This is a genomic window from Streptomyces sp. 7R007 (assembly GCF_054850255.1).
The window spans coordinates 1-18746 of record NZ_JBTWMV010000087.1 but is presented as its reverse complement, the minus strand read 5'-3'; the positions used below and the strand labels follow the sequence as shown (position 1 = coordinate 18746).

At 70.5% G+C, this 18746-nt stretch carries 17 protein-coding genes; 7 read left to right on the top strand and 10 right to left on the bottom strand.

Annotation, left to right across the window (positions count from 1 at the left end; genetic code table 11):
- Positions 1-5 precede the first annotated feature (5 nt).
- Positions 6-368: a hypothetical protein gene (locus ACYF6T_RS42855; protein WP_461703395.1), complete on the bottom strand. Its 363-nt coding sequence runs from the start codon at positions 366-368 to the stop codon at positions 6-8.
- A gap of 1345 nt (positions 369-1713) precedes the next feature.
- On the opposite strand from ACYF6T_RS42855, the gene ACYF6T_RS42850 reads away from it, so the two are divergent.
- On the top strand, positions 1714-2454 hold the full coding sequence (locus tag ACYF6T_RS42850; protein ID WP_461703394.1) for a sigma-70 family RNA polymerase sigma factor: 741 nt from the start codon (positions 1714-1716) through the stop codon (positions 2452-2454).
- Positions 2455-2497: 43 nt separating this feature from the next.
- Here ACYF6T_RS42850 and ACYF6T_RS42845 read toward each other — a convergent pair whose 3' ends face one another.
- The 6 genes from ACYF6T_RS42845 to ACYF6T_RS42820 all read right to left on the bottom strand — a co-directional run bounded on the left by ACYF6T_RS42845 (position 2498) and on the right by ACYF6T_RS42820 (position 10116).
- Complete coding sequence (locus ACYF6T_RS42845; RefSeq protein ID WP_461703393.1) at positions 2498-3070, bottom strand: hemerythrin domain-containing protein; 573 nt, start codon at positions 3068-3070, stop codon at positions 2498-2500.
- A complete protein-coding gene (nrfD, locus tag ACYF6T_RS42840; protein WP_461703392.1) occupies positions 3067-4101 on the bottom strand; it encodes an NrfD/PsrC family molybdoenzyme membrane anchor subunit in 1035 nt (344 codons plus the stop codon). The genes ACYF6T_RS42845 and nrfD overlap by 4 nt, the downstream gene beginning before the upstream one ends.
- Positions 4098-4892 carry a 4Fe-4S dicluster domain-containing protein gene (locus tag ACYF6T_RS42835; RefSeq protein ID WP_461703397.1) on the bottom strand — a complete coding sequence of 265 codons (795 nt, stop codon included), beginning with the start codon at positions 4890-4892 and terminating at the stop codon, positions 4098-4100. Before ACYF6T_RS42835 ends, nrfD begins: the two co-directional genes overlap by 4 nt.
- 251 nt (positions 4893-5143) lie before the next feature.
- Positions 5144-8389: a formate dehydrogenase gene (gene fdh, locus ACYF6T_RS42830; protein ID WP_461703391.1), complete on the bottom strand. Its 3246-nt coding sequence runs from the start codon at positions 8387-8389 to the stop codon at positions 5144-5146.
- A gap of 38 nt (positions 8390-8427) precedes the next feature.
- The gene (locus tag ACYF6T_RS42825) at positions 8428-9246 is read right to left on the bottom strand and encodes a hemerythrin domain-containing protein (RefSeq protein ID WP_461703390.1); all 819 of its coding nucleotides are present in this window, start codon (positions 9244-9246) and stop codon (positions 8428-8430) included.
- 471 nt (positions 9247-9717) lie between these two features.
- Positions 9718-10116 carry a phage holin family protein gene (locus tag ACYF6T_RS42820; protein ID WP_461703389.1) on the bottom strand — a complete coding sequence of 133 codons (399 nt, stop codon included), beginning with the start codon at positions 10114-10116 and terminating at the stop codon, positions 9718-9720.
- Positions 10117-10290: 174 nt separating this feature from the next.
- Here ACYF6T_RS42820 and ACYF6T_RS42815 point away from each other — a divergent pair, with 174 nt between their 5' ends.
- Positions 10291-10698, top strand: coding sequence for a hypothetical protein (locus ACYF6T_RS42815; RefSeq protein ID WP_461703388.1), 408 nt, complete (start codon positions 10291-10293; stop codon positions 10696-10698).
- Positions 10699-10725: 27 nt separating this feature from the next.
- On the opposite strand, the gene ACYF6T_RS42810 is transcribed toward ACYF6T_RS42815, so the two are convergent.
- From ACYF6T_RS42810 to ACYF6T_RS42800, 3 genes are read right to left on the bottom strand one after another with little or no spacing between them, the layout of a single operon-like run.
- Positions 10726-12549, bottom strand: a complete 1824-nt coding sequence (locus ACYF6T_RS42810; RefSeq protein ID WP_461703387.1) for a thiamine pyrophosphate-binding protein — start codon at positions 12547-12549, stop codon at positions 10726-10728.
- 43 nt (positions 12550-12592) lie between these two features.
- Positions 12593-12928 (bottom strand): DUF6343 family protein, encoded by a 336-nt coding sequence (locus tag ACYF6T_RS42805; RefSeq protein ID WP_461703386.1) that lies wholly within the window; start codon positions 12926-12928, stop codon positions 12593-12595.
- A gap of 41 nt (positions 12929-12969) precedes the next feature.
- On the bottom strand, positions 12970-13545 hold the full coding sequence (locus ACYF6T_RS42800; protein WP_461703385.1) for a hemerythrin domain-containing protein: 576 nt from the start codon (positions 13543-13545) through the stop codon (positions 12970-12972).
- Between the two features lie 514 nt (positions 13546-14059).
- On the opposite strand from ACYF6T_RS42800, the gene ACYF6T_RS42795 reads away from it, so the two are divergent.
- From ACYF6T_RS42795 to hpnH, 5 genes are all read left to right on the top strand, one after another.
- Positions 14060-15478 carry a cytochrome ubiquinol oxidase subunit I gene (locus tag ACYF6T_RS42795; RefSeq protein ID WP_461703384.1) on the top strand — a complete coding sequence of 473 codons (1419 nt, stop codon included), beginning with the start codon at positions 14060-14062 and terminating at the stop codon, positions 15476-15478.
- A gap of 24 nt (positions 15479-15502) precedes the next feature.
- On the top strand, positions 15503-16510 hold the full coding sequence (locus tag ACYF6T_RS42790) for a cytochrome d ubiquinol oxidase subunit II (protein ID WP_461703383.1): 1008 nt from the start codon (positions 15503-15505) through the stop codon (positions 16508-16510).
- A 151-nt stretch (positions 16511-16661) separates the two neighbouring features.
- Positions 16662-17045, top strand: coding sequence for a DUF1330 domain-containing protein (locus ACYF6T_RS42785; RefSeq protein ID WP_461703382.1), 384 nt, complete (start codon positions 16662-16664; stop codon positions 17043-17045).
- Between the two features lie 74 nt (positions 17046-17119).
- The gene (locus tag ACYF6T_RS42780) at positions 17120-18262 is read left to right on the top strand and encodes a polyprenyl synthetase family protein (RefSeq protein ID WP_461703396.1); all 1143 of its coding nucleotides are present in this window, start codon (positions 17120-17122) and stop codon (positions 18260-18262) included.
- Positions 18263-18308: 46 nt separating this feature from the next.
- The coding region (hpnH, locus tag ACYF6T_RS42775) for an adenosyl-hopene transferase HpnH (RefSeq protein WP_461703381.1) at positions 18309-18746 on the top strand (438 nt) is incomplete at its 3' end.

The window sequence follows — 18746 nt, the reverse complement described above, 5'->3', positions numbered from 1 at the left end:
GATCATCAAGGACAGGGGCGACGAGTCATACCGGGTCTGGAGGCCACAAGCCCGAACCGGGCTCTACAAGGAAGGTAATGGGCGAGGAATGAGGCCTGCGTCGGCGGCACGACGGGCTGGTCCTCCTGCCGCCGCCCATGACGATCGCTCACCGCTGTGCCAACGACCAGGGCAACCGCGGCGCAGGCGAGCAGCGCCAGGGCAAGCGCCCCCAGGACAGGATGCCGTTTCTCGGCACCTTTCGGCACTACGCGGGGCGCGGAGCGCACCACGTGGATCAGCAACAGCGTCAGAACCGCCACGAGGGCGAACGACAGGATGGTCGTTTCCACTGTGAAGAACTCGCCGAGTTCACGCCTTCGGGACATGCCGTTTCCTCCGCTGGGGCGGGTGAAGTACGCGGGAGTACCCGGATCTCCCGTCTGAAGAGTGTTTCCGATCAGAAGACGGGGGTACTTCCCGCCAACCCGGTGGCCTCGTCGGCGACTCGCACGGGCGGCGGGCCCGCTCTGGTGTCATGCGTCCAGACTCTCGGGCCGCCCGTCGCCTGCCGGGGACGCGGTCGTCCGCGAGGCCACTGGCGTCCAGCACCCAGGCGCCGCTGATTTCCCCCACCGCGTTCCCGGCCGACCAGCCTGAAAGCGCCGAGCCGCACGGACACAGGGACGACACCGCATACTCACCCATCGGTTCTGCGCTGTGACGCGGTCCTGGACAACGGCGAGCGCGGCCTCCTGGCAACTGACACGAAGGCCCAGGCGAACTGTCCGGTGTTCAACCCGGCCATCGCGACCGCCGCCTACTTGGCCGTGGTCGTACATGAGCTCCCCCAGGGATGCGTGAAGCACTTCATGGCGTGGCGGGTCCCACGGACAGCATCATGCGCCGCAACGCCGCCTGATGCCGTAGACCAAAACCGATGACATCGACTCGGCGGCGCGTCCGGAATCTCTGGACGCACCAGGACACCGGCGCAGAAAACGGTCGTGAAAGCAGTGGCAACCCGTACGTCAACCGGCCCGAACCGAGGGCCTTGAGCGTCTTCCTCGGAGTCGCCGACGCGGTGGGCGCCCGGCCAGCAGCGGATGCCGCTCGTCCGGCCTCGATGTCGGAGCCCACGCCCCGTGCCCGCCCCTCGCCGGACAGCCGATCCGAGCCGTTGCCCGCCATGAGCGGAGTTCACTGTACTTGCCAGGGAACCTGTTCGGCCTCCCCCGACGGTCCCTTCCCCGCCGGCCCGGGCGGCGCCCTGGCTCGCGAGCATGACGACCGTACCGCCCTGCCGATCCCCGCACGTGAAGAATGGCGATCGGCGCGACGACACTTGCAGATGTCCGCGGCCAGGCCCTCCGCAGATATCCCACTGAGCAGGGGCACCCAGGCTGAGCCGCTTCTTCGTACCGTCCTGCTCTGCCGAACGACCCAATGCCCCGGAATCCGTCATCGACTGTCCATGCAACCGCAGGGCATCCACGACATCAACTCCCATAAGGACCAAACATCAAATGATGCGCATTCCGGATCAAATGGACTACGTTTGCATAGGACAAAATTCCATGGGCACCCGTTCGGCACCTTCGGGGTCCGAGATCACGGCCCCAAGGGGAATCGCAGTCACGTCCCCGATCGACAGCGAGAACGCCCATGAACGCTCCGGCAACCCCCCACGTCGCACCACCCTCCCATCGGGACCCACAGAAGCCACCCGACCGGATGCCCGAGGAGCAGCTTCTGCACCGGATGGCGGCATGCCCGCCCGGACGGGAGCGCGACGCATTGCGGGAACAGGCGATCCTGGCCTTCCTGCCCGTGGCACAGCGCATCGCCAAGCGATACGGCTCCCCCGTGGACAGCCGCGAAGACCTCTACCAAGTGGCCTGCCTCGGGCTCGTCAACGCCGTCGACCGCTTTGACCCCTCCCGTGGACACGCCTTCCTGTCCTATGCCATTCCCACCATCGACGGCGAGCTGAAGCGCCACCTGCGGGACCACACGTGGGAGGTGCACGTACCGCGCCGGGTGCAGGAGCAGCACCGCAAGGTGCGTCAGGCACAGGAGGACATGCACCGGTCAGGGGACGGTCGTGGCGGCAGCGCCCGCGACCTGCAGTACCTCACCGGGCTCGACCCGGAAAGCGTCAAGCTCGCACTCCAGGCCGATCAAGCACGCAATCCCCTGTCCATGGACGAAGATCGCGGCCCCGGACAGACTAGCCCGCTCGCGGTCACACTGGGAGCGGAGGATCCGCGGCTTGAGCGGGTCACCGACATACTGGCGCTGGGCGCCACCCTGCCGAAGTTGCCGGACCGGGAACGCACCATCATCAGGCTGTACTTCTTCGACTGCATGACACAACGTCAGGTGGCGGACGCCGTCGGCGTCTCACAGATGCACGTCTCGCGGCTGCTCGATCGTTCCTGCACCTTCCTGCGCCACAGCCTCCTCGCCGGCTGATCTCAGGCCCCCACCTTTTCTGTTGCACTGTACAATAGTTGCCTCACGGTGCCTCTCGCCCCTGGCGCCCACTCAGCCCGTCACGGATGCTGTCCGCCACCGCGACCACCAGGCCGGCCGTCTTCAGGACCGCAGGCCGCGCCGGCAGATGCGGATGCGGCCGCGTCGGCGCGCGGCGGCGCACAGCGCGCCACTGCCGAGCCAGTCTGGCCGCGTCGCGTGCGCTCAGCCGGTCCTCCAGGCGGGGCCAGATCTGGTTCTGCTCGTGGGTGAAGTGGGTGCGGTCGAGTCCGGCGAGGGTGTGGAGGCACTGCGTGAACTCCTGGCTGCCGGGTGAGACGTGGGCGAGCTCGTTGAGCGTCCGTTTGATCTGCCGCTCCTGCTCCAGCGCCGCGGCAAGGAGCACGTCACCATCCGGGCAGCGCCGCCGCACCGCAGGCCACAGCACGACCTCCTCCGCGAACTCGTGCGCCGACTGCAGACCGACGAGTCGCCTGGTCAGGCGGCGCTGGGCACGGGCATTGGCCTGCGGTACGCGGCAGCCGCCGGTGAGCCGGTCGAGTACGCGCCAGACGGTCTCATGGCCGTCCTGTACCAGGGACCACAAACGGTTCATTGCGCACCCGCTTCGCCGTCGAGACGTTGGCGCTGGGGCAGGACCGTGTATTTGGGATCCTCCGCGGAGGCCAGACCGGCGTGGAAGATCCCGAACCGGGTCAGTGCGGAACCGGCGAGCAGGGCCGCCCCCGCCGCCACCGCCCGCGCGCGGCTGCGCCGGCTGGTCGCGGCCAGCAGTACGCCACCCACGGTGAGGATCTCGGCAGTGCGCAGAAACCTCTTCGCCGGACGGGTCTCATATGCCTCCTTGACCACTCCGCTGCGTTCTTCCATGGTCCTGGTCAACGCCACCTCCGCCAGGCCGCCGCCCACCGCGAGGGGAACCAGCGGCCGGGTTTCGGCCGCGAGCGCGCTCATCAGCCCCAGTCCGGCCGCAGCGGACAGACCGCTGCTGACGAAGACGAAGGGCATCCAGCGGTGGCCGTCGTGCCAGGCCGGGACGGCCGTGTTCGAGATCAGCGCCGCGGTGTAGGCCACCACAGGTCCGCCCAGGACCGCCGAGCCGACGGTGCTCAGCGTTCCGAGCGACGGATACAGTCCGGTCAGGTCGGACAGCGCGGCGACACTGGCCGAGGGCACGAACCCGGCAAGCAGCCAGGAGCCGACGCTCATCGGCGACGTCACCTTGAACAGACGCAGCATGTTCAGGAAGCGACCGGGGCGCCCCAGGTCGTGGACCAGGGCCACCAGGGACAGGTGTCCGGCCGAGGCGGCGGCGACCTTGCTCGCGCGGCTGAGCGACGGACGACCGGTGGCGTGGGCGGCGGCGCCGATGAGCGCTCCGGCGCCGGCCAGACCGCCGAGGAAGAGGTACCCGGGGATGTCCGGGGACTCCCAGACGGGCTTGTTGATGACCGGGAGGTCGTAGTACGAGCGGAACTCCGGTTCCTTGTCCTTGCCATGCTTGCGGTTCTTGCGGCGCTCGGAGCGTGGTGCGCCGCCGCCCGGCGGCACGTGGGCCCCCGTCGGGGCCTCCCGGCCGGGGCTCGCGCCCTGCAGGCCGTCCGGCGTGATCCGTGCCTCGCTCATCGGCCGGCCCTCCTCGCGAACGCGGCGGCCACCGACGCTGCCAGCGAGACGGCGGCGACCGCGCTGAGCTTCCACATCCTGGGCAGGTCACGGGTGGTGACCACCGGGTCCGGCGGCAGCCCGTACACCTCGGGCTCGACCATCAGCAGGAAGAACGCGCCGTCGCCACCGACACCGTCGTCGGGATCGTGACCGTACAGGCGCGCCTCGGTGACGCCCACCTCGTGCAGCTGGTCCACCCGCAGCGCGGCCCGCTCCCGCAGTTCGTCCAGCGGCCCGAACTGGATCGAGTCGGTGGGGCAGGCCTTGGCGCAGGCGGGTTCCTGACCGACTTCCAGACGGTCGTAGCACAGCGTGCACTTCCACACCCGCCCGTCACCGTGGCGCTGGTCGATGACGCCGTAGGGGCAAGCGGGCACGCAGTAGCCGCAACCATTGCAGATGTCCTCCTGGACGACCACGGTGCCGAACTCAGTACGAAAGAGCGAGCCGGTGGGACAAACGTCGAGGCAGGCGGCCTCGGTGCAGTGCTTGCACACGTCGGAGGACATCAGCCAGCGCACACCCTGCGCGTCCTCGCCGGTCTCACCTCCGGTGACCTGACCGGCGAGGGGCTTGTCCTGCTCGATGAAGGCCACGTGCCGCCAGCTGTCGGCGCCGAGCCCGATCGTGTTGTCGTAGGACATCCCGGTGAAGGTCAGCCCGTCCTCCGGGATGGCGTTCCACTCCTTGCAGGCCACTTCGCACGCCTTGCAGCCGATGCAGACGGACGTGTCGGTGAAGAAGCCCATACGCGGCGGCGCCGACTGGTAACCACTGCCGGCGGCAGGGTCCTGGCCGTTGCCGAAGCCGAAGTCGCCGCCACCGTGCTCACCAGCGGGCGCGAAGGAACCCGCGGCGGCCAAGCCGGCGCCCACCGCGGCAGCGCCCACTCCGAGCGGGCCGATGGTGCCGTCCGCCTGGCGCCGGCCGATGCTCAGCAGCCCGCCGTCACCTCCTGCGCCGCCGCAACCGCAGCCGCCTGCGCGTGCGTGGGGTGCGGTCATGAGATCACCTCCGTTCCGGTGGACGGCGTGATGCCCGCCCGCCGCTGGTAGACCTGCACCAGTTCCACCCGGGCCGCTCCGCGCGGCCTGCGTCCGGGCCGGATGTCGGCGGTCAGCGCTTTCACTTCCTGGATGTGGATGTTGGGATCGAGCGTGATGGAGGTGAGATCGTTGGCGGAGTCACCCTGGGTGTAGCCGTTGTTGCCCCAGTGGAAGGGAAGGCCGATCTGGTGCACGGTGCGGCCGTCGATCCTCAGGGGTGCGATCCTCGACGTGACCATCACCCGGGCCTCGATGGCGTTGCGCGCGGTCACGAGGGTGGCCCAGCCGCCGTGTTCGAGGCCTCGTTCACGGGCGAGTTCCGGGGAGACCTCGCAGAACATCTCGGGCTGCAGTTCCGACAGGTACGACGACCAGCGCGACATGCCGCCCGCGGTGAAGTGCTCGGTGAGCCGGTAGGTCGTCACCACGTACGGGAAGACCTCGGCTCCGGGTTCCGCGCCACTGGGGTGGTAGCGGTTGTACTCGTGGGTGAAGACCTCGCGGACCGGGTTGCGCTGCTGGTGGTACAGGGGGTTGGCGACGGGTGATTCCTGGGGTTCGTAGTGGGTGGGCATCGGCCCGTCGACGAGGCCGGCCGGCACGTACAGCCAGCCCTTGCCGTCGGCCTGCATGATGAACGGATCGACACCGGCGAGCGCCTCAGCCGCGGTCGCCCCCTTCGGGGGGCGGTAGTGCGGGCTCTTGGTGGCCTTGAAGTCGGCGATGTCGTGCCCGGTCCACAGAGCCTTCTCCTCGTCCCACCACACCAGCGCCTTGCCCTCACTCCATGGCTTGCCGTCGGGGTCGGCGGAGGCCCGGTTGTAGAGAATGCGGCGGTTGGCGGGCCAGGCCCAGCACCATTCGGGGCCGAGCCAGTTCTGGTCCTTGGCGGGAAGGCGGCGGGCGGTCTGGTTGACGCCGTCGGCGTAGCAGCCGCAGTAGATCCAGCAGCCACAGGCGGTGGAGCCGTCGTCGTTGAGCTGCTCGTAGGAGGCGAGCGGGCTGCCGTCTGCGTCGTAGCCGTTGATCTCCGCCAAAACCGCTTCCGCCTTGGGCTCCTCCAAGGCGCCCTCCGTCGGATAGTCCCAGGTCAGCTCCAGCACCGGTCGGTCGCGTTCCTCGGTGGAACCGGCCAGCTTCTGCCGGATCTTCCGGCCGAGGTGGTACATGAACCACAGGTCGCTGCGGGCCTCGCCGTCGGGCTCCTTCGCGGCGTAGTGCCACTGGAGGAGCCGGTTGGTGTTGGTGAACGCGCCGTTCTTCTCCGTGTGGGAGGCGGCCGGGAAGAAGAACACCTCGGTGCCGATCTCCTCGGTGCGCAGTCCCCCGGTCTCGATCTCGGGGCCGTCCTTCCACCAGGTCGCCGACTCGATGAGGGAGAAGTCGCGTACGACGAGCCAGTCCAGGTTCGCCATCGCCATGCGCTGCATCTTGGCGTTGGCGGAGCCGACGGCCGGGTTCTCGCCCATCAGGAAGTAGCCCTGGCAGGTGCCCTCCAGCTGGGCCATGGTCGTCTCGTACGTGCTGTGGCTGGCGGTGATCCGGGGCAGGTAGTCCCAGCAGTAGTCGTTGCCTGCGTGCGCGGCACCGCCAAACCAGGCCTTGAGCAGGCTGACGAGGTAGGCGCGCATCTCGCCCCAGTAGCCCTTCTCGGGCTCCTCCCCCGACACGTACTCATCCAGGGACTGGTGGTCGTAGGCGTGCGGCATCGGCAGGTAGCCGGGCAGCAGGTTGAAGAGGGTGGGGATATCGGTGGAGCCCTGGATGGAGGCGTGGCCACGCAGGGCCTGGATACCGCCGCCGGGACGGCCGATGTTGCCCAGCAGCAGCTGGAGCACCGAGGCGGCGCGGATGAACTGCGACCCGACCGTGTGCTGGGTCCAGCCGACGGCGTAGGCGAAAGCGGTGGTGCGGTCGGGCCCGGAGCGGTCGGTGATGGTCTCGCACACGCGCCGGAACAGGTTCGGGGGAATGCCGCAGGTACGCTCCACCTCTTCGGGGGTGTAGCGGGCGTAGTGGCGGCGCAGCAGGTTCAGCACGCAGCGCGGATGCCGGAGGGTGGGGTCGCGGTGCGGTGAGCCGTGCATGCCCGCGCCGCCGGAGCCGTGCGACTCGGCGTGCCCGGCGCTCTTGACCGCCTCCAGCCGCTCTTCGTACTCCTCCTCGCTCTGCCCCTGTTCGGGGTGGCTCTGGAAACCCTCGTACTGCCAGTTGTCATTCTCGTAGGCCGTCTGCTCCTCGTGCAGCCCGGAGAAGAGGCCGCCGAGGTCCTCGGTGTCGGCGTAGTCCTCGGTGACGATCGTGGAGGCGTTGGTGTAGTTCAGCACGTAGTCGTGGAACCACTTGTCGTTCTCCAGGACGTACCGGATGATCCCGCCGAGGAAGGCGATGTCGCTGCCTGCGCGGATCGGCACGTGGATGTCGGCGAGGGCGCTGGTGCGGGTGAAACGCGGGTCGACGTGGATGAGCGTGGCCCCGCGGGCCTTGGCCTCCATCACCCACTGGAAGCCCACCGGGTGGGCCTCGGCGAAGCTGGAGCCCTCGATGACGATGCAGTCGGAGTGCTGCAGGTCCTGCATACAGGTCGTCGCACCGCCGCGGCCGAAGGAGGTACCGAGACCGGCCACGGTCGCGCTGTGGCACAGCCGGGCCTGATTCTCGATCTGAACGATGCCCAGCGAGGTGAACAGCTTCTTGATGAGGTAGTTCTCCTCGTTGTCGAGGGTGGCGCCGCCGAGACTGGCCACCCCCATCGTGCGCCGGGTACGGCGGCCGTCGTGCTCCCATTCCCAGGTGCGGGCGCGGGTCGCGATCACCCGGTCGGCGACCATGTCCAGTGCCTGCTCCAGGGGCAGCCGTTCCCAGTCGCTGCCGTGCGGGCGCCGGTACAGGACGTGGTGGCGGCGGCTGGGACCCGTGGTCAGTTCCAGGGTGGCGGCGCCCTTGGGGCACAGGCGCCCGCGGTTGACGGGAGAGTCGGGATCACCCTCGATGTGGACGATCTCGTCGTCCTTGACGTAGACGTTCTGGGCGCATCCCACCCCGCAGTAGGGGCAGATGGACTTCACGACCTTGTCGGCGGTGACGGTGCGCGGGCGCAGCCGCCGCGAGGCGCCCGACTTGGCCGCCGCACCGCGACCGTAGGGATCGCCCTGCCGGATCTGGCGCAGCAGAGGCCACCGCCTCAGCGGATTGCGCATGGTGCCTTCCCTTCCCGGGCGCGGTGCGCCGCTGTCGGTCATCCGCGTCCGGCGTCCGCGGGAGCGCGGCGGTGCCCTGTCGCCAGCAGGACGCGCCGGCCGAGCTCCTGTCGCCGCTCGGCCGACAGGATGTCCTGGAGGCGCAGCAAGACACCGTCCTCGAAGGCGACGTGCTTGCGCAGTGCCATGGCGAGCTGCTCGACGAGTTCGTCGAACCGGTCGGCGTCCCCCGGCAACCCGTCCAGCTCAGCGAGCAGCCGCGCGCCTTCCCGCTCCTGCTCCCGGCCCTGCCGGGCCAGGTCCTCGCCATCGGACAGTGCCGTGCGTACGGCGGGCCAGAAGTGCTTCTCCTCGGCCGCTTCGTGCGCAGTGAGCCGCTCACGGATCATGCCGACGAGCGTGACCCGCCGCTGCTGTTGCGCGGACCCGCCGCCCTGGCGCACACCCGGTGTCGCTTCCAGCTGTTCCTGGAGGTACTTGACCTGGTTGTGGTCCCGGCCCAGCACGGTCAGCAGGTCGTCGGCCTCCTGGTCGGCAAGCTCCGGTGGCCGGGGCGTGCGCCGGGCCGCCGCCTCACGCATGGGCTGGTCGTCGTGGGCGCGCCGCCTCAACCATGCATCGACCGTCGGGTCCCGGGTCGGCACCGCGGCGGACGGGTTGACCAGATGCTGGCTGCTGCCAGGCAGCAGGCCCTCCCGTCCGGACAGTTCCTCGGCGCCGAGTACGTCGCCGCCGTCGGCGGGCAGACCGGTGGCGATCATGTAGGCCAGGCCCGGATGGATGCCGAGGCGTTCGCCGATGTCCTCGAACGTGCATCCGGCGCGCAGCAACGCCAGTACGTTCTCTCGAGCGGGCATCCTGATGTCCTTTCCGCTTCTGTGCCCGCTCGGGGTTACCCGGTCTTCGGGCCCGAAACATCGCCGACAGGTACCGGGCAGGCGGACACACGTGCACCGACCATCTCGCGGCCGACGCCGGCGCCCGTGTCCGAGACGTCGGCGCCGTGTCCGACACACCGGGACAGCACCGGGCCGTCGCGTCGCAGTCGGCGTCGCGCGCAGCGGCACACCTGCGCCCTGCCCTTTTCAGCAAGGCAGGCATCGGCACAGTTCGTGCACGTCTGCAGGCCCCCCAGGCACGCAGCGACGCAGGAGGGTGGGCGTGGCCCCGGTGAGGGCCGTGGCTGTTCTTCCGCCGGTGCCGGTCGGCGGGAAGAAGTAACCGTCATCCGTCCGGCGAAACGCCGGATCCGCGGCATGCGACGGCCCGAGCAGCCGAAGACGCCGAGACCACTCAGGACGGACGCGGTCCCGGGGTGGAAAGCACCCTCACAGATGCTCCGCCTCCAGATTCCCGGCCTCCTTCTGCAGCGCATCGGCGGTACCGTCTGCCGCGGCACGGATCCTCTCCCGGGCCGCCACCGCCATGGCCGCGCCACCCGCCCCGTAGGCGCAGGCCAGCACCGCCGCCGCGCTGCCCCGTGGCAGCACCCGCTCCGTCGCCCGCAGCAGTGTCTCGTGCGCCGCCCACAGTGCGAGCACGCCGCACGTCCCGGCACCCGCGAGCAGCACCCCGCCCGCACCGAGCCGCTTCAGCGCGGCCATGGCCTCCTCCTGTATAGCCCTGATCTCCCGTCGGGCCAGCTCCGTGGTGTCCTGAGCCAGCCGGGACGCCGCATCCTGCACCCGGCCACCGGCCGACCCCGACTCGCCCTCTGGCATGCGCATCGCCCTCACCTGCCCGCTTCTCTTCCGTCCGCTCTTCGCGTCACCTCGCAGTACCCGTGGGTCGGCATCCGACACCGCCCGCGCTTCCACCGGTCCGAAGGCGACGGCCGCTCTGCGCGCCCCGCCTCGCACCGCGCCCTGTTTGCCGAACGCGCATCGGGCAACTCCGCAGCCATGACGGGACTCAGGTGGTGGAGGCGTAAGCACAACCGTGCGCGGCCGACGCGCCCGCTGTCCCTGGAGCTGTGCGACGTGTGCGCCCTGACGTTTCCCAGGGACGAGGCCGTCAGCGGCTACGTCCCCGACTCCTCCAGCGTCCACGCCGACAACGACTGGTTCGACGGGCTGCGCCGCATCACCGCCTGCGGCGACGCCCACTTCGCGGCGCTCCAGGCGCACTACCAAGGCCGCCCCTATGTGGCGGAGGAGCTGTGGGCCGCGAAGATCACGCGCGCATTGACCAGCGGTCCGCCCGTCCTGACCATGGAGCAACTGGGCTGCCGGACCGGCCTGCACGAACCGGAAATCCGGCGTGCCATCGCCTGGCACAACGCGCGCCAGGACCAGCGGCCGCAGTCGTGACAGCTCGCGGCGGCGCCCTGACTCCCGCTACGCCCTGATCCAGCGGAGCAGCCCGCCACGCCGGATGCGCGGCAAGGTCCCACCGGCGCCGTCCTCTGCGTAGTCGCCCATCCGGTCCGGCGGCTCGTGGGGGTCCACGACGAACTCCGCCACCACCGGCCCCTCGCACGACAGCACTTCATCCCAGGTCTCGCCCACCCGCCTGGGCTGATCGCAGCGCACGGCCGGGAGGCCGAGCAACCGGGCATGGTTCGCGTAGGACAGCTCGGGCGCCTCGTCGGACGACGCCAGGAGGGGGTCGCGGGCTGCCCTGCGGCGCTCCCAGGTGAGCCGGTTGAGGTCGTGGTTGTTCAGGACGCAGAACACCAGCGGCGGCATACCGGCCAGGCGGTCCAGGTGGCGGCGCACGGTGATCAGTTCGTTCATGCCGGTCGCCTGCAGCGCGCCGTCGCCGACCAGCGCGACGACCGCCCGCTCGGGCAGGGCGAGACGGGCGGCGACAGCGTACGGTACGGAGGCCCCCGGCAGAGCCAATGCCGCCGACAGCGACGAACGCATCCCGGTGCGCAGCTCCAGATGCCGCGTCCACCAATCCAGCGCGGTGCCGGCGTCGGGGATGACAACGGCCCGGTCGGGAAGACGCGCGGAGAGTTCGGCCACTACGCTGCGCGGGTTGACGGTACCGCCGAAGAAACGGCCCGCACTGGTGCGCCCTGTGGCGCGCCATCCCTCCACGGCGCGGTCGATGTCCGCCCGCCATGCGCGGTCGCCTTTGCGACGCAGCAAGGGCAACAACGCGTCGAGTGCCGCCACAACGTCTCCTGTCACCCGCGCGCCGACGGAGGGCTCGCAAGCGCCGCGGACCGTCGGCGAAACGCTGATCACGCGCTCCAGCTTGGTCGGGGCCACCACAGCCGGGTCCACATCCTCCGCCCCCACCAGAAGCAGGGTGTCACACTCCCGCAGCACGGCGACGGCGACGCGGCTGCCCCGAAGCGCCGCCACTCCGACGACGCCGGGCAGGCCGTCAGGCAGTACGTCTCGGGCCAGGGCGGTCTTGGCGATGCCCGCGCCGAGCAGCTCCGCCACGCCCACGGCATGCCCGGCGGCAGCCGCCCCGTTCTGGCCGATGACGACGGCGACCCGGTGCCCGCCGTTGAGGATCTCAGCAGCCCGAAGGACGTCCTGCGCGTCGGGCTCCGGCCGTGGCGGCGCGAAGTCGACGGCCCCGGGGCAGGGTGTCTCCGAGGGCGCATCAGCCTCCAGGACCGCGCGCGACACCAGCACGGTGGCGACTCCCCGGTCGACGAGCGCGCTCTTGAACGCACGGTCGAATGCGTCCGGGATCAGCGCCGGCTCGGTGACGACTTCGCAGTACTGCGACACCTCCGCGAGCAGCCGCGCCCCCGGGACGCCTCGCCGCCGGCTGCCGGGCCCGGCGGGCGGCGGCTCGTCGTGGCCGACGAGGGCCACCACCGGCTGCCGGTCCAGTGCTGCGTCGTACAGACCGCTCAGCAGCTGCGGGATACCCGAGCCGGAGGGCGTGACACAGCATCCCACCCGCCCGGTGAACTTGGCGTGGGCGCAGGCCATCAGCGCGGCCGACTCCGCATGACGTGCCTGCACGAACTCCGGGCGCCCCACCCCACCGCGCAGGGCGGTCACGAGTGGGTCGACGTCCGGCCCGGGGAGGCCGAACACCCGCTCCGCGCCCCACGCCCGCAGGCGGTCCGCAACGACATCGCAGACGCTCGCCACGTAAACGTCCTCGCTCGCGGAAGCCGACCGTCCGTCGCTCCCGCGGGTAGCCCGCGGCCCGAGCCGACAAACGGCAAACGGCTCCGTGGTCATCTCCGGCCACCATCCGCCCCGTGCCACCAGCTCCCCGAGTCATTCAGCGCCAGCCGTCGCGCTGACGGCGCAGACGGCGGCTCAGGATCGTCAGGTCCAGGAGGGCCGTCAGTGCGAGCACCCCGCACACCCCGGCGATGACCGCCCACACGTCTCTGCCGGGACTGTCGTCAGATCCGGCGTTCGCGGCCCCGACGGCGGACGCCACCGCCGCCCCGATGAAGAGGGGGAGGAACGTCCAGGCCAGCAGCAGCCGCAGGCGCAGCGCGCTTCGGGCAGTGGCCGGTTCGGTTCCGGTGCGCAGGGTGCGGGCGCCGGCGGCCCCAGGAGCCGCCCGTGGCCCGGACTGCCCGATCCGCTTCGGGTGATCGTCACTCATACGGTCCGTCCCCTGGGGTCACAACTGCGGGGCGGCATGTCTCAGCCGCGGCTCAGAGCGTCCTTGGCGCGGTCGACCATGGAGGCGAAGGGCCCCGTCATCCACTGAGCCTTGGGGGACCCGGCCGCCGTCGGATGCGGGTGGGTCGGCGCCATCGCCTCGACCGACTGAAGACGCCGTCCCATCTTTCGCAGCTGCTCCTCGGTGCAGCCGGCCCGCACGGCGGGGAACTCCTCCTGTTCCTCGTGTGCGGCGTGGTCGACCACGGCCTGCTGGAATTTCGCCAGCTCCGCGTCGAATTCGGCGCTGGTGACGTCCATCTTCTCCAAGGCGGCGAGGACCTTGTTGGCCTCTGCCTCCTCTTCGTTGCGCGCGTCGGCCTCCGCCTTGCCCGCGGTGTCCGCGGCGACCGGGCGCAGAATCATCTCCTCTGCGGTCTCGTGCACCGCGAGCAGGGCACGCAGTTCGTCGAAGGCGTCCTTCTTGGCGTCGCCCTGGGCGCCAAGCACCGTGGCGAAGAGCTCCTTGATGCGGGCGTGCTGCTCCAGCAGGATCGCCACCACGTCGCCTTCGGGCAGGCGTGCCGCCTTGTCCCGGTCGCTCAGTCCCTCACTCATTCCGTGCTCCTTTCGTCGCGTGCGGTTGTTGATGAGTTGTTTTCCGTCGGCGTCGCGCCGCGCGGACGGTCGCCGCGGTGGCGGCCGCGCTCAGGGCGGCGTACGCCGAGAACGCACAGCACCGTTTGCCCAGCGGTGGGGCCGGCGGTGCCTCGTACGCGGGCCGGTTTCATCACCCCGTCCATAGGCACGGCGTGCCGCCCCGCGTCGGCGTCCCTCATGTCGCACAGCGCCACGTCGACTGCGCACCGCCATGGCACCCGCCCCGGGACGACCCGCGTTGCGGATCCCCCTCACCCGAGCATCCAAGACGGGGGTGACCCGCGGAGGGGGCGCGTAAACGGCCACTTCAGCGGCCGGCCGAGGTGGAGGAGCGGTAGTGCAGGTGACGTACCGCCGGCCGACGGCCGCGCGGCTGCCGACGCGCACCCGGTTTGGGAGATAACTGTCCGGATACTTCCGTCCTCCCGGACGTCCGTGCCGGGCGTGCCGTTCCCTCCGGTTGGAGCACTCCGTGTCCCTCGCTGCCCCTCCGCCCCCGCCCTGGTCGCTGGTGTGGGCCGCACCGGCGTCGCCCGGGGACCTCTCGGCGGCGCGTGCGCAGATGGGGTTCTCGCTGGCCTGGCACATCGTGGTGGCCTGCCTCGGCGTGGGGCTGCCGCTGCTCACCCTGACCACCGAATGGATCGGTATCCGCACCGGTAACGCCGCCTATCAGCTGCTCGCCCGCCGCTGGGCACGGGCCATGGGCGTGCTCTTCGCCGTCGGCGCCGTCTCCGGCACCATCCTCAGCTTCGAGATGGGCCTGCTGTGGCCGGGTTTCATGGGCAGGTACGGGCAGGTCATCGGCCTGCCCTTCGCACTGGAGGGTTTCGCTTTCTTCATCGAGGCGATTTTTCTGGGCATCTACCTGTACGCAAGGGACCGCATGCCCCCTCGGCGCCATCTGCTGACCGGCGTCCCGATCGTCATCGCCGGCACCGCCTCGGCGTTCTTCGTGGTGTGCGCCAACGCCTGGATGAACCAGCCCCGTGGTTTCACCGTCCGCGACGGCAAGGTCGTCCACGTGGACCCCTGGGCGGCGATGATGAACCCCGCGAGCCCTCCGGAGACCGTCCACATGATCCTGGCCGCTCTGATGGTGGCCGCCTTCCTCGCGGCGAGCGTGTACGCCGTCGCCTTGCTGCGCGGGCGCCGGGACGCCTACCACCGGGCCGGCTTCCTCATTCCGTTTACGCTGGGCGCGATCGTCACCCCCTTCCAGATCTTCGTCGGCGACTGGGCCGCCCGCTTCCTGTCCGACTACCAACCGACCAAACTCGCCGCCGCCGAGGGTGTGTACGCGACCGGTTCACACATCCCCCTCACTCTCGGCGGCATCGCCGGCCAGCACGGCCTGCGGTACGGCCTGGAAATCCCCGACGGGCTGTCGTTGCTCGTCGGCTACTCCCCCGGCACCGTCGTGCAAGGGCTCGATCAGGTCCCGCCCGGCCGGCGGCCCCCCGTCACCGGCGTCCACCTCGCCTTCGACCTCATGGTCCTCGCGGGGTTCTTCCTGCTCGCACTGGGCCTGTGGCTGCTGGCGGCGTGGTGGCTGGGGCGCCGCCGTGGACGGGCCGATCTGCTCGGCGGACGGATCATGCGTGTCTTCTTGTATGGGGCGGCGCTTGCCGGTCCGGCCGCGGTGGTCGCCCTTGAGTGCGGCTGGACGGTCACCGAGCTGGGCCGCCAGCCGTGGATCGTGTACGGGTTGATGAGCGTGCGGGAGGCGGTCAATCCGGCGTCCGGCCTGATGACCGGGTTGTGGCTGGTGCTCTCCGTGTACGCGGCGATGAGGGTGGCCACGGTGTACGTGCTGCGCAGACTGGCCCGTCAGACGCCCGTACCCGTGGCGCCGCAGGAGAGCGATGTCCGGGGCCATCCCGTCGTGTGACGGCGGCAGACCAAGGAGGTGGCGATGCTCGCCGACGTGCTGCTGGCGGTGATGTGGACGGGGCTGACCTGCTACGCGCTCTTCGGCGGCGCCGACTTCGGTGCGGGGCTGTGGGACCTGCTGGCCGGCGGCACCCGCCGGGGCCGGCCCCGCCACGGGCTCATCGAGCACAGCATCGGACCGGTGTGGGAGGCCAACCACGTGTGGCTGGTCTTCGTGATCGTGCTGCTGTGGACGGGTTTCTCGCCGGTGTTCGCCGCCGTCTTGTCCACGCTCTACATCCCGCTCACCCTGACCACCCTCGGTGTCATCGCCCGCGGCGCGGCCTTCGCCTTCCGCAAGGCCAGCACCGAACTGTGGCAGCAGCGGCTGTTCGGAGCCTGCTTCGCACTGTCGTCCGTGGTCACGCCGTTCTTCCTCGGCACGGTCGCGGGCGGCATCGCCTCTGGGCGGGTGCCGCCCGGCCTCGCCGCGGGTGATCCGTTGACGAGCTGGCTCAACCCCACCTCGGTGCTGGGCGGTGTCCTGGCGGTCTTGACCTGCGCCCATCTGGCAGCCGTGTACCTGTGCGCCGATGCCGCACACGACGGGGACGCCGAGCTGGTCGCCGACTTCCGGCGCCGCGCCATCGCCGCCGGGCTCCTTAGCGGCGCGGTCGCCCTGGCGGGCATCGCCGTCCTGCACGCCGACGCGCCCGCCCTGTTCCACGGGCTCACCCATCGGGCGCTGGCACTGGTGGTGCTCAGCGCGGTCTGCGGTGTGACCGGACTGCTGCTGCTGACGAGGGGGCGACTGGTCGCCGCCAGGGTGGCGGCCGCTCTGGCCGTCGCCGCGATCCTGTGGGCCTGGGGCGCCGCGCAGTACCCCGACATGCTGGTGCCCGCCACCACAGTGGCCAGGTCGAAGTCGCAGAACAGTGTGCTGGCCGCGTCATTGATCTCGATCGCCGTCGGCTCGGTCCTGCTCGTGCCCTCACTGTGGTGGCTCTACGCCACCTTCCAGCGCCCCGCTCCCGCCACAGAGCACCAGTGAGTCCCCTTGCCGGGCGTCCACGACGCCCCGAGCGGAAAATCACGGCCGAGGCGCATCGCCGGACCACCGCCACACCGCTCCATACCCATCGGTATGCTCCGGTCGGCCGGCCCTCCCGCGAGGGCGACGACTTCTGTGAAGGGGGCACTTCGTGGCTGTCGATCCCACGGGCGCCGATCTCAAGCATCTGCTCGCCGAGGACCCCGGTGGCCCGGTGGTCATGCTCAACCTGCTGCGGTTCGCTCCGGGGGGAAGGCCCCTCTACGAGCAGTACGCCCGCCACCTGGCGGAGACCTTCCTTCCCCGTTACGGAGCCGAGGTGCTCTACGCCGGCACCGGAGCGGACGCGCTGGTGGCCGAGGACGGGCAGGCCTGGGACGCCGTGATCCTCGTGCGTTACCCGGACCGCGCCGCGTTCAGTCGCATGGTGGCCGATCCCGAGTACCAGAAGGTGACCACGCTGCGCACCCGCGCCCTGACGGAGGCCGTCCTCCAGCCGACCACCCAGTGGCGTCCGGGCGGCGACATCGCCTGACCGCATCCGGCGACACATCGTTTCCGGCCTGGGGCCGGGGGTACTCCCGGCGATCCCCGCGGCCTGAAAGGACGATCGTGACCGCCACCACCCCCGCCCCCGCCTCGCCGGACCGACGCGTGACCGGCAGTGAACGGCAGGAACTGGACCTGCTCCTGGCCAGGGCGCGCGCCCTCACCACCGCCCCGCTGCGGTCGGCTGTGGGACGGCTCGCGCCGCCGACGGACATGTTCGCCGCCTACCACTTCGGCTGGGCCGACGCCGCGGGGCGCCCCACGGACGCCGACACCGGCAAGGGACTGCGCGCCGCCCTGGTGCTGCTGTCCGGAGAAGCCATGGGCGCCCCGCCCTCTGTATGGCTGCCCGGAGCGGTGGCCGTGGAACTGGTCCACAACTTCTCCCTCGTCCACGACGACCTGATGGACGGCGACGAGCAGCGCCGCCATCGCGACACCCTATGGAAGGCCTACGGTCCCGCGCAGGCCGTTCTCGTCGGCGACGCGCTGCTCGCACTGGCCGACGAGATCCTGCTCGATCTCGGCACCGACCGGGCGGCCCGAGCCGCGCGGCGACTGGCCACCGCCGTGCGCCGCCTCATCGACGGCCAGACCCGCGACCTCGCCTTCGAACGCCGCAGCAGGGTCACCCGGGACGAGTACCTGGCGATGGCCGCCGACAAGACCGGCGCACTGCTGGCGTGCGCGGCCTCCATCGGCGCCGTGCTGGCCGGCGCCGACGACACCGAGGCCGACGCCCTGGCTCGCTACGGCCACCATCTCGGCCTGGCCTTCCAAGCCGTCGACGACCTGCTCGGCATCTGGGGCGACCCGCAGGTCACCGGCAAACCCGCCCACGGCGACCTGCGGCAGCGGAAGATGACCCTGCCCGTGGTGGCAGCGCTCGACGCCGGCGGCGCCGCGTCCGAGCGCCTGGCCGCCCATCTCGACCGGAGCATCGACCCCGCGGTCACAGCCTCCCTCACCTCTTCACCGACGTCCGCGGGCATGCCCCAGGACCGTGGTGAGGCACGCCACGAGGAGGAGTACGCGCAACTGGCCGCGCTGATCGAGGAGGCAGGCGGACGACTGCGGACCCAGTCCGAGGCGCGGCACCAGCGCGACACCGCGCTGGCCGCCCTCGACGAGCTGCGTCTTCCGAACGAAGCCCGCCATGCCTTCGAACTGATCGCGGACTTCGTGTCGGCACGCGAGAAATAACACACTCCGAGCAGTCCGACGACCTCGATCGTGGGAGGTGAGCCAGATGGCCATGCCGCTGCGTCAGTCCATCAAAGTCGCTACTTATTTGGCCGAACAGAAGCTCCGCAAGCGGGAGAAGTTCCCGCTCATCGTGGAGCTGGAACCCCTCTTCGCGTGCAACCTGAAATGTGAGGGCTGCGGCAAGATCCAGCATCCGGCGGGCGTGCTCAAGCAGCGCATGCCGGTCGCGCAGGCCGTGGGGGCGGTGCTCGAGTCCGGTGCGCCGATGGTGTCCATCGCCGGCGGCGAGCCGCTGATGCACCCTCAGATCGATGAGATCGTGCGGCAGTTGGTGGCGAAGAGGAAATACGTGTTCCTCTGCACCAACGCCATGCTGCTGCGCAAGAAGATGGACAAGTTCAAGCCCTCCCCCTATTTCGCCTTCGCCGTGCACATCGACGGGCTGCGCGAGCGGCACGACGAGTCGGTGGCGAAGGAGGGT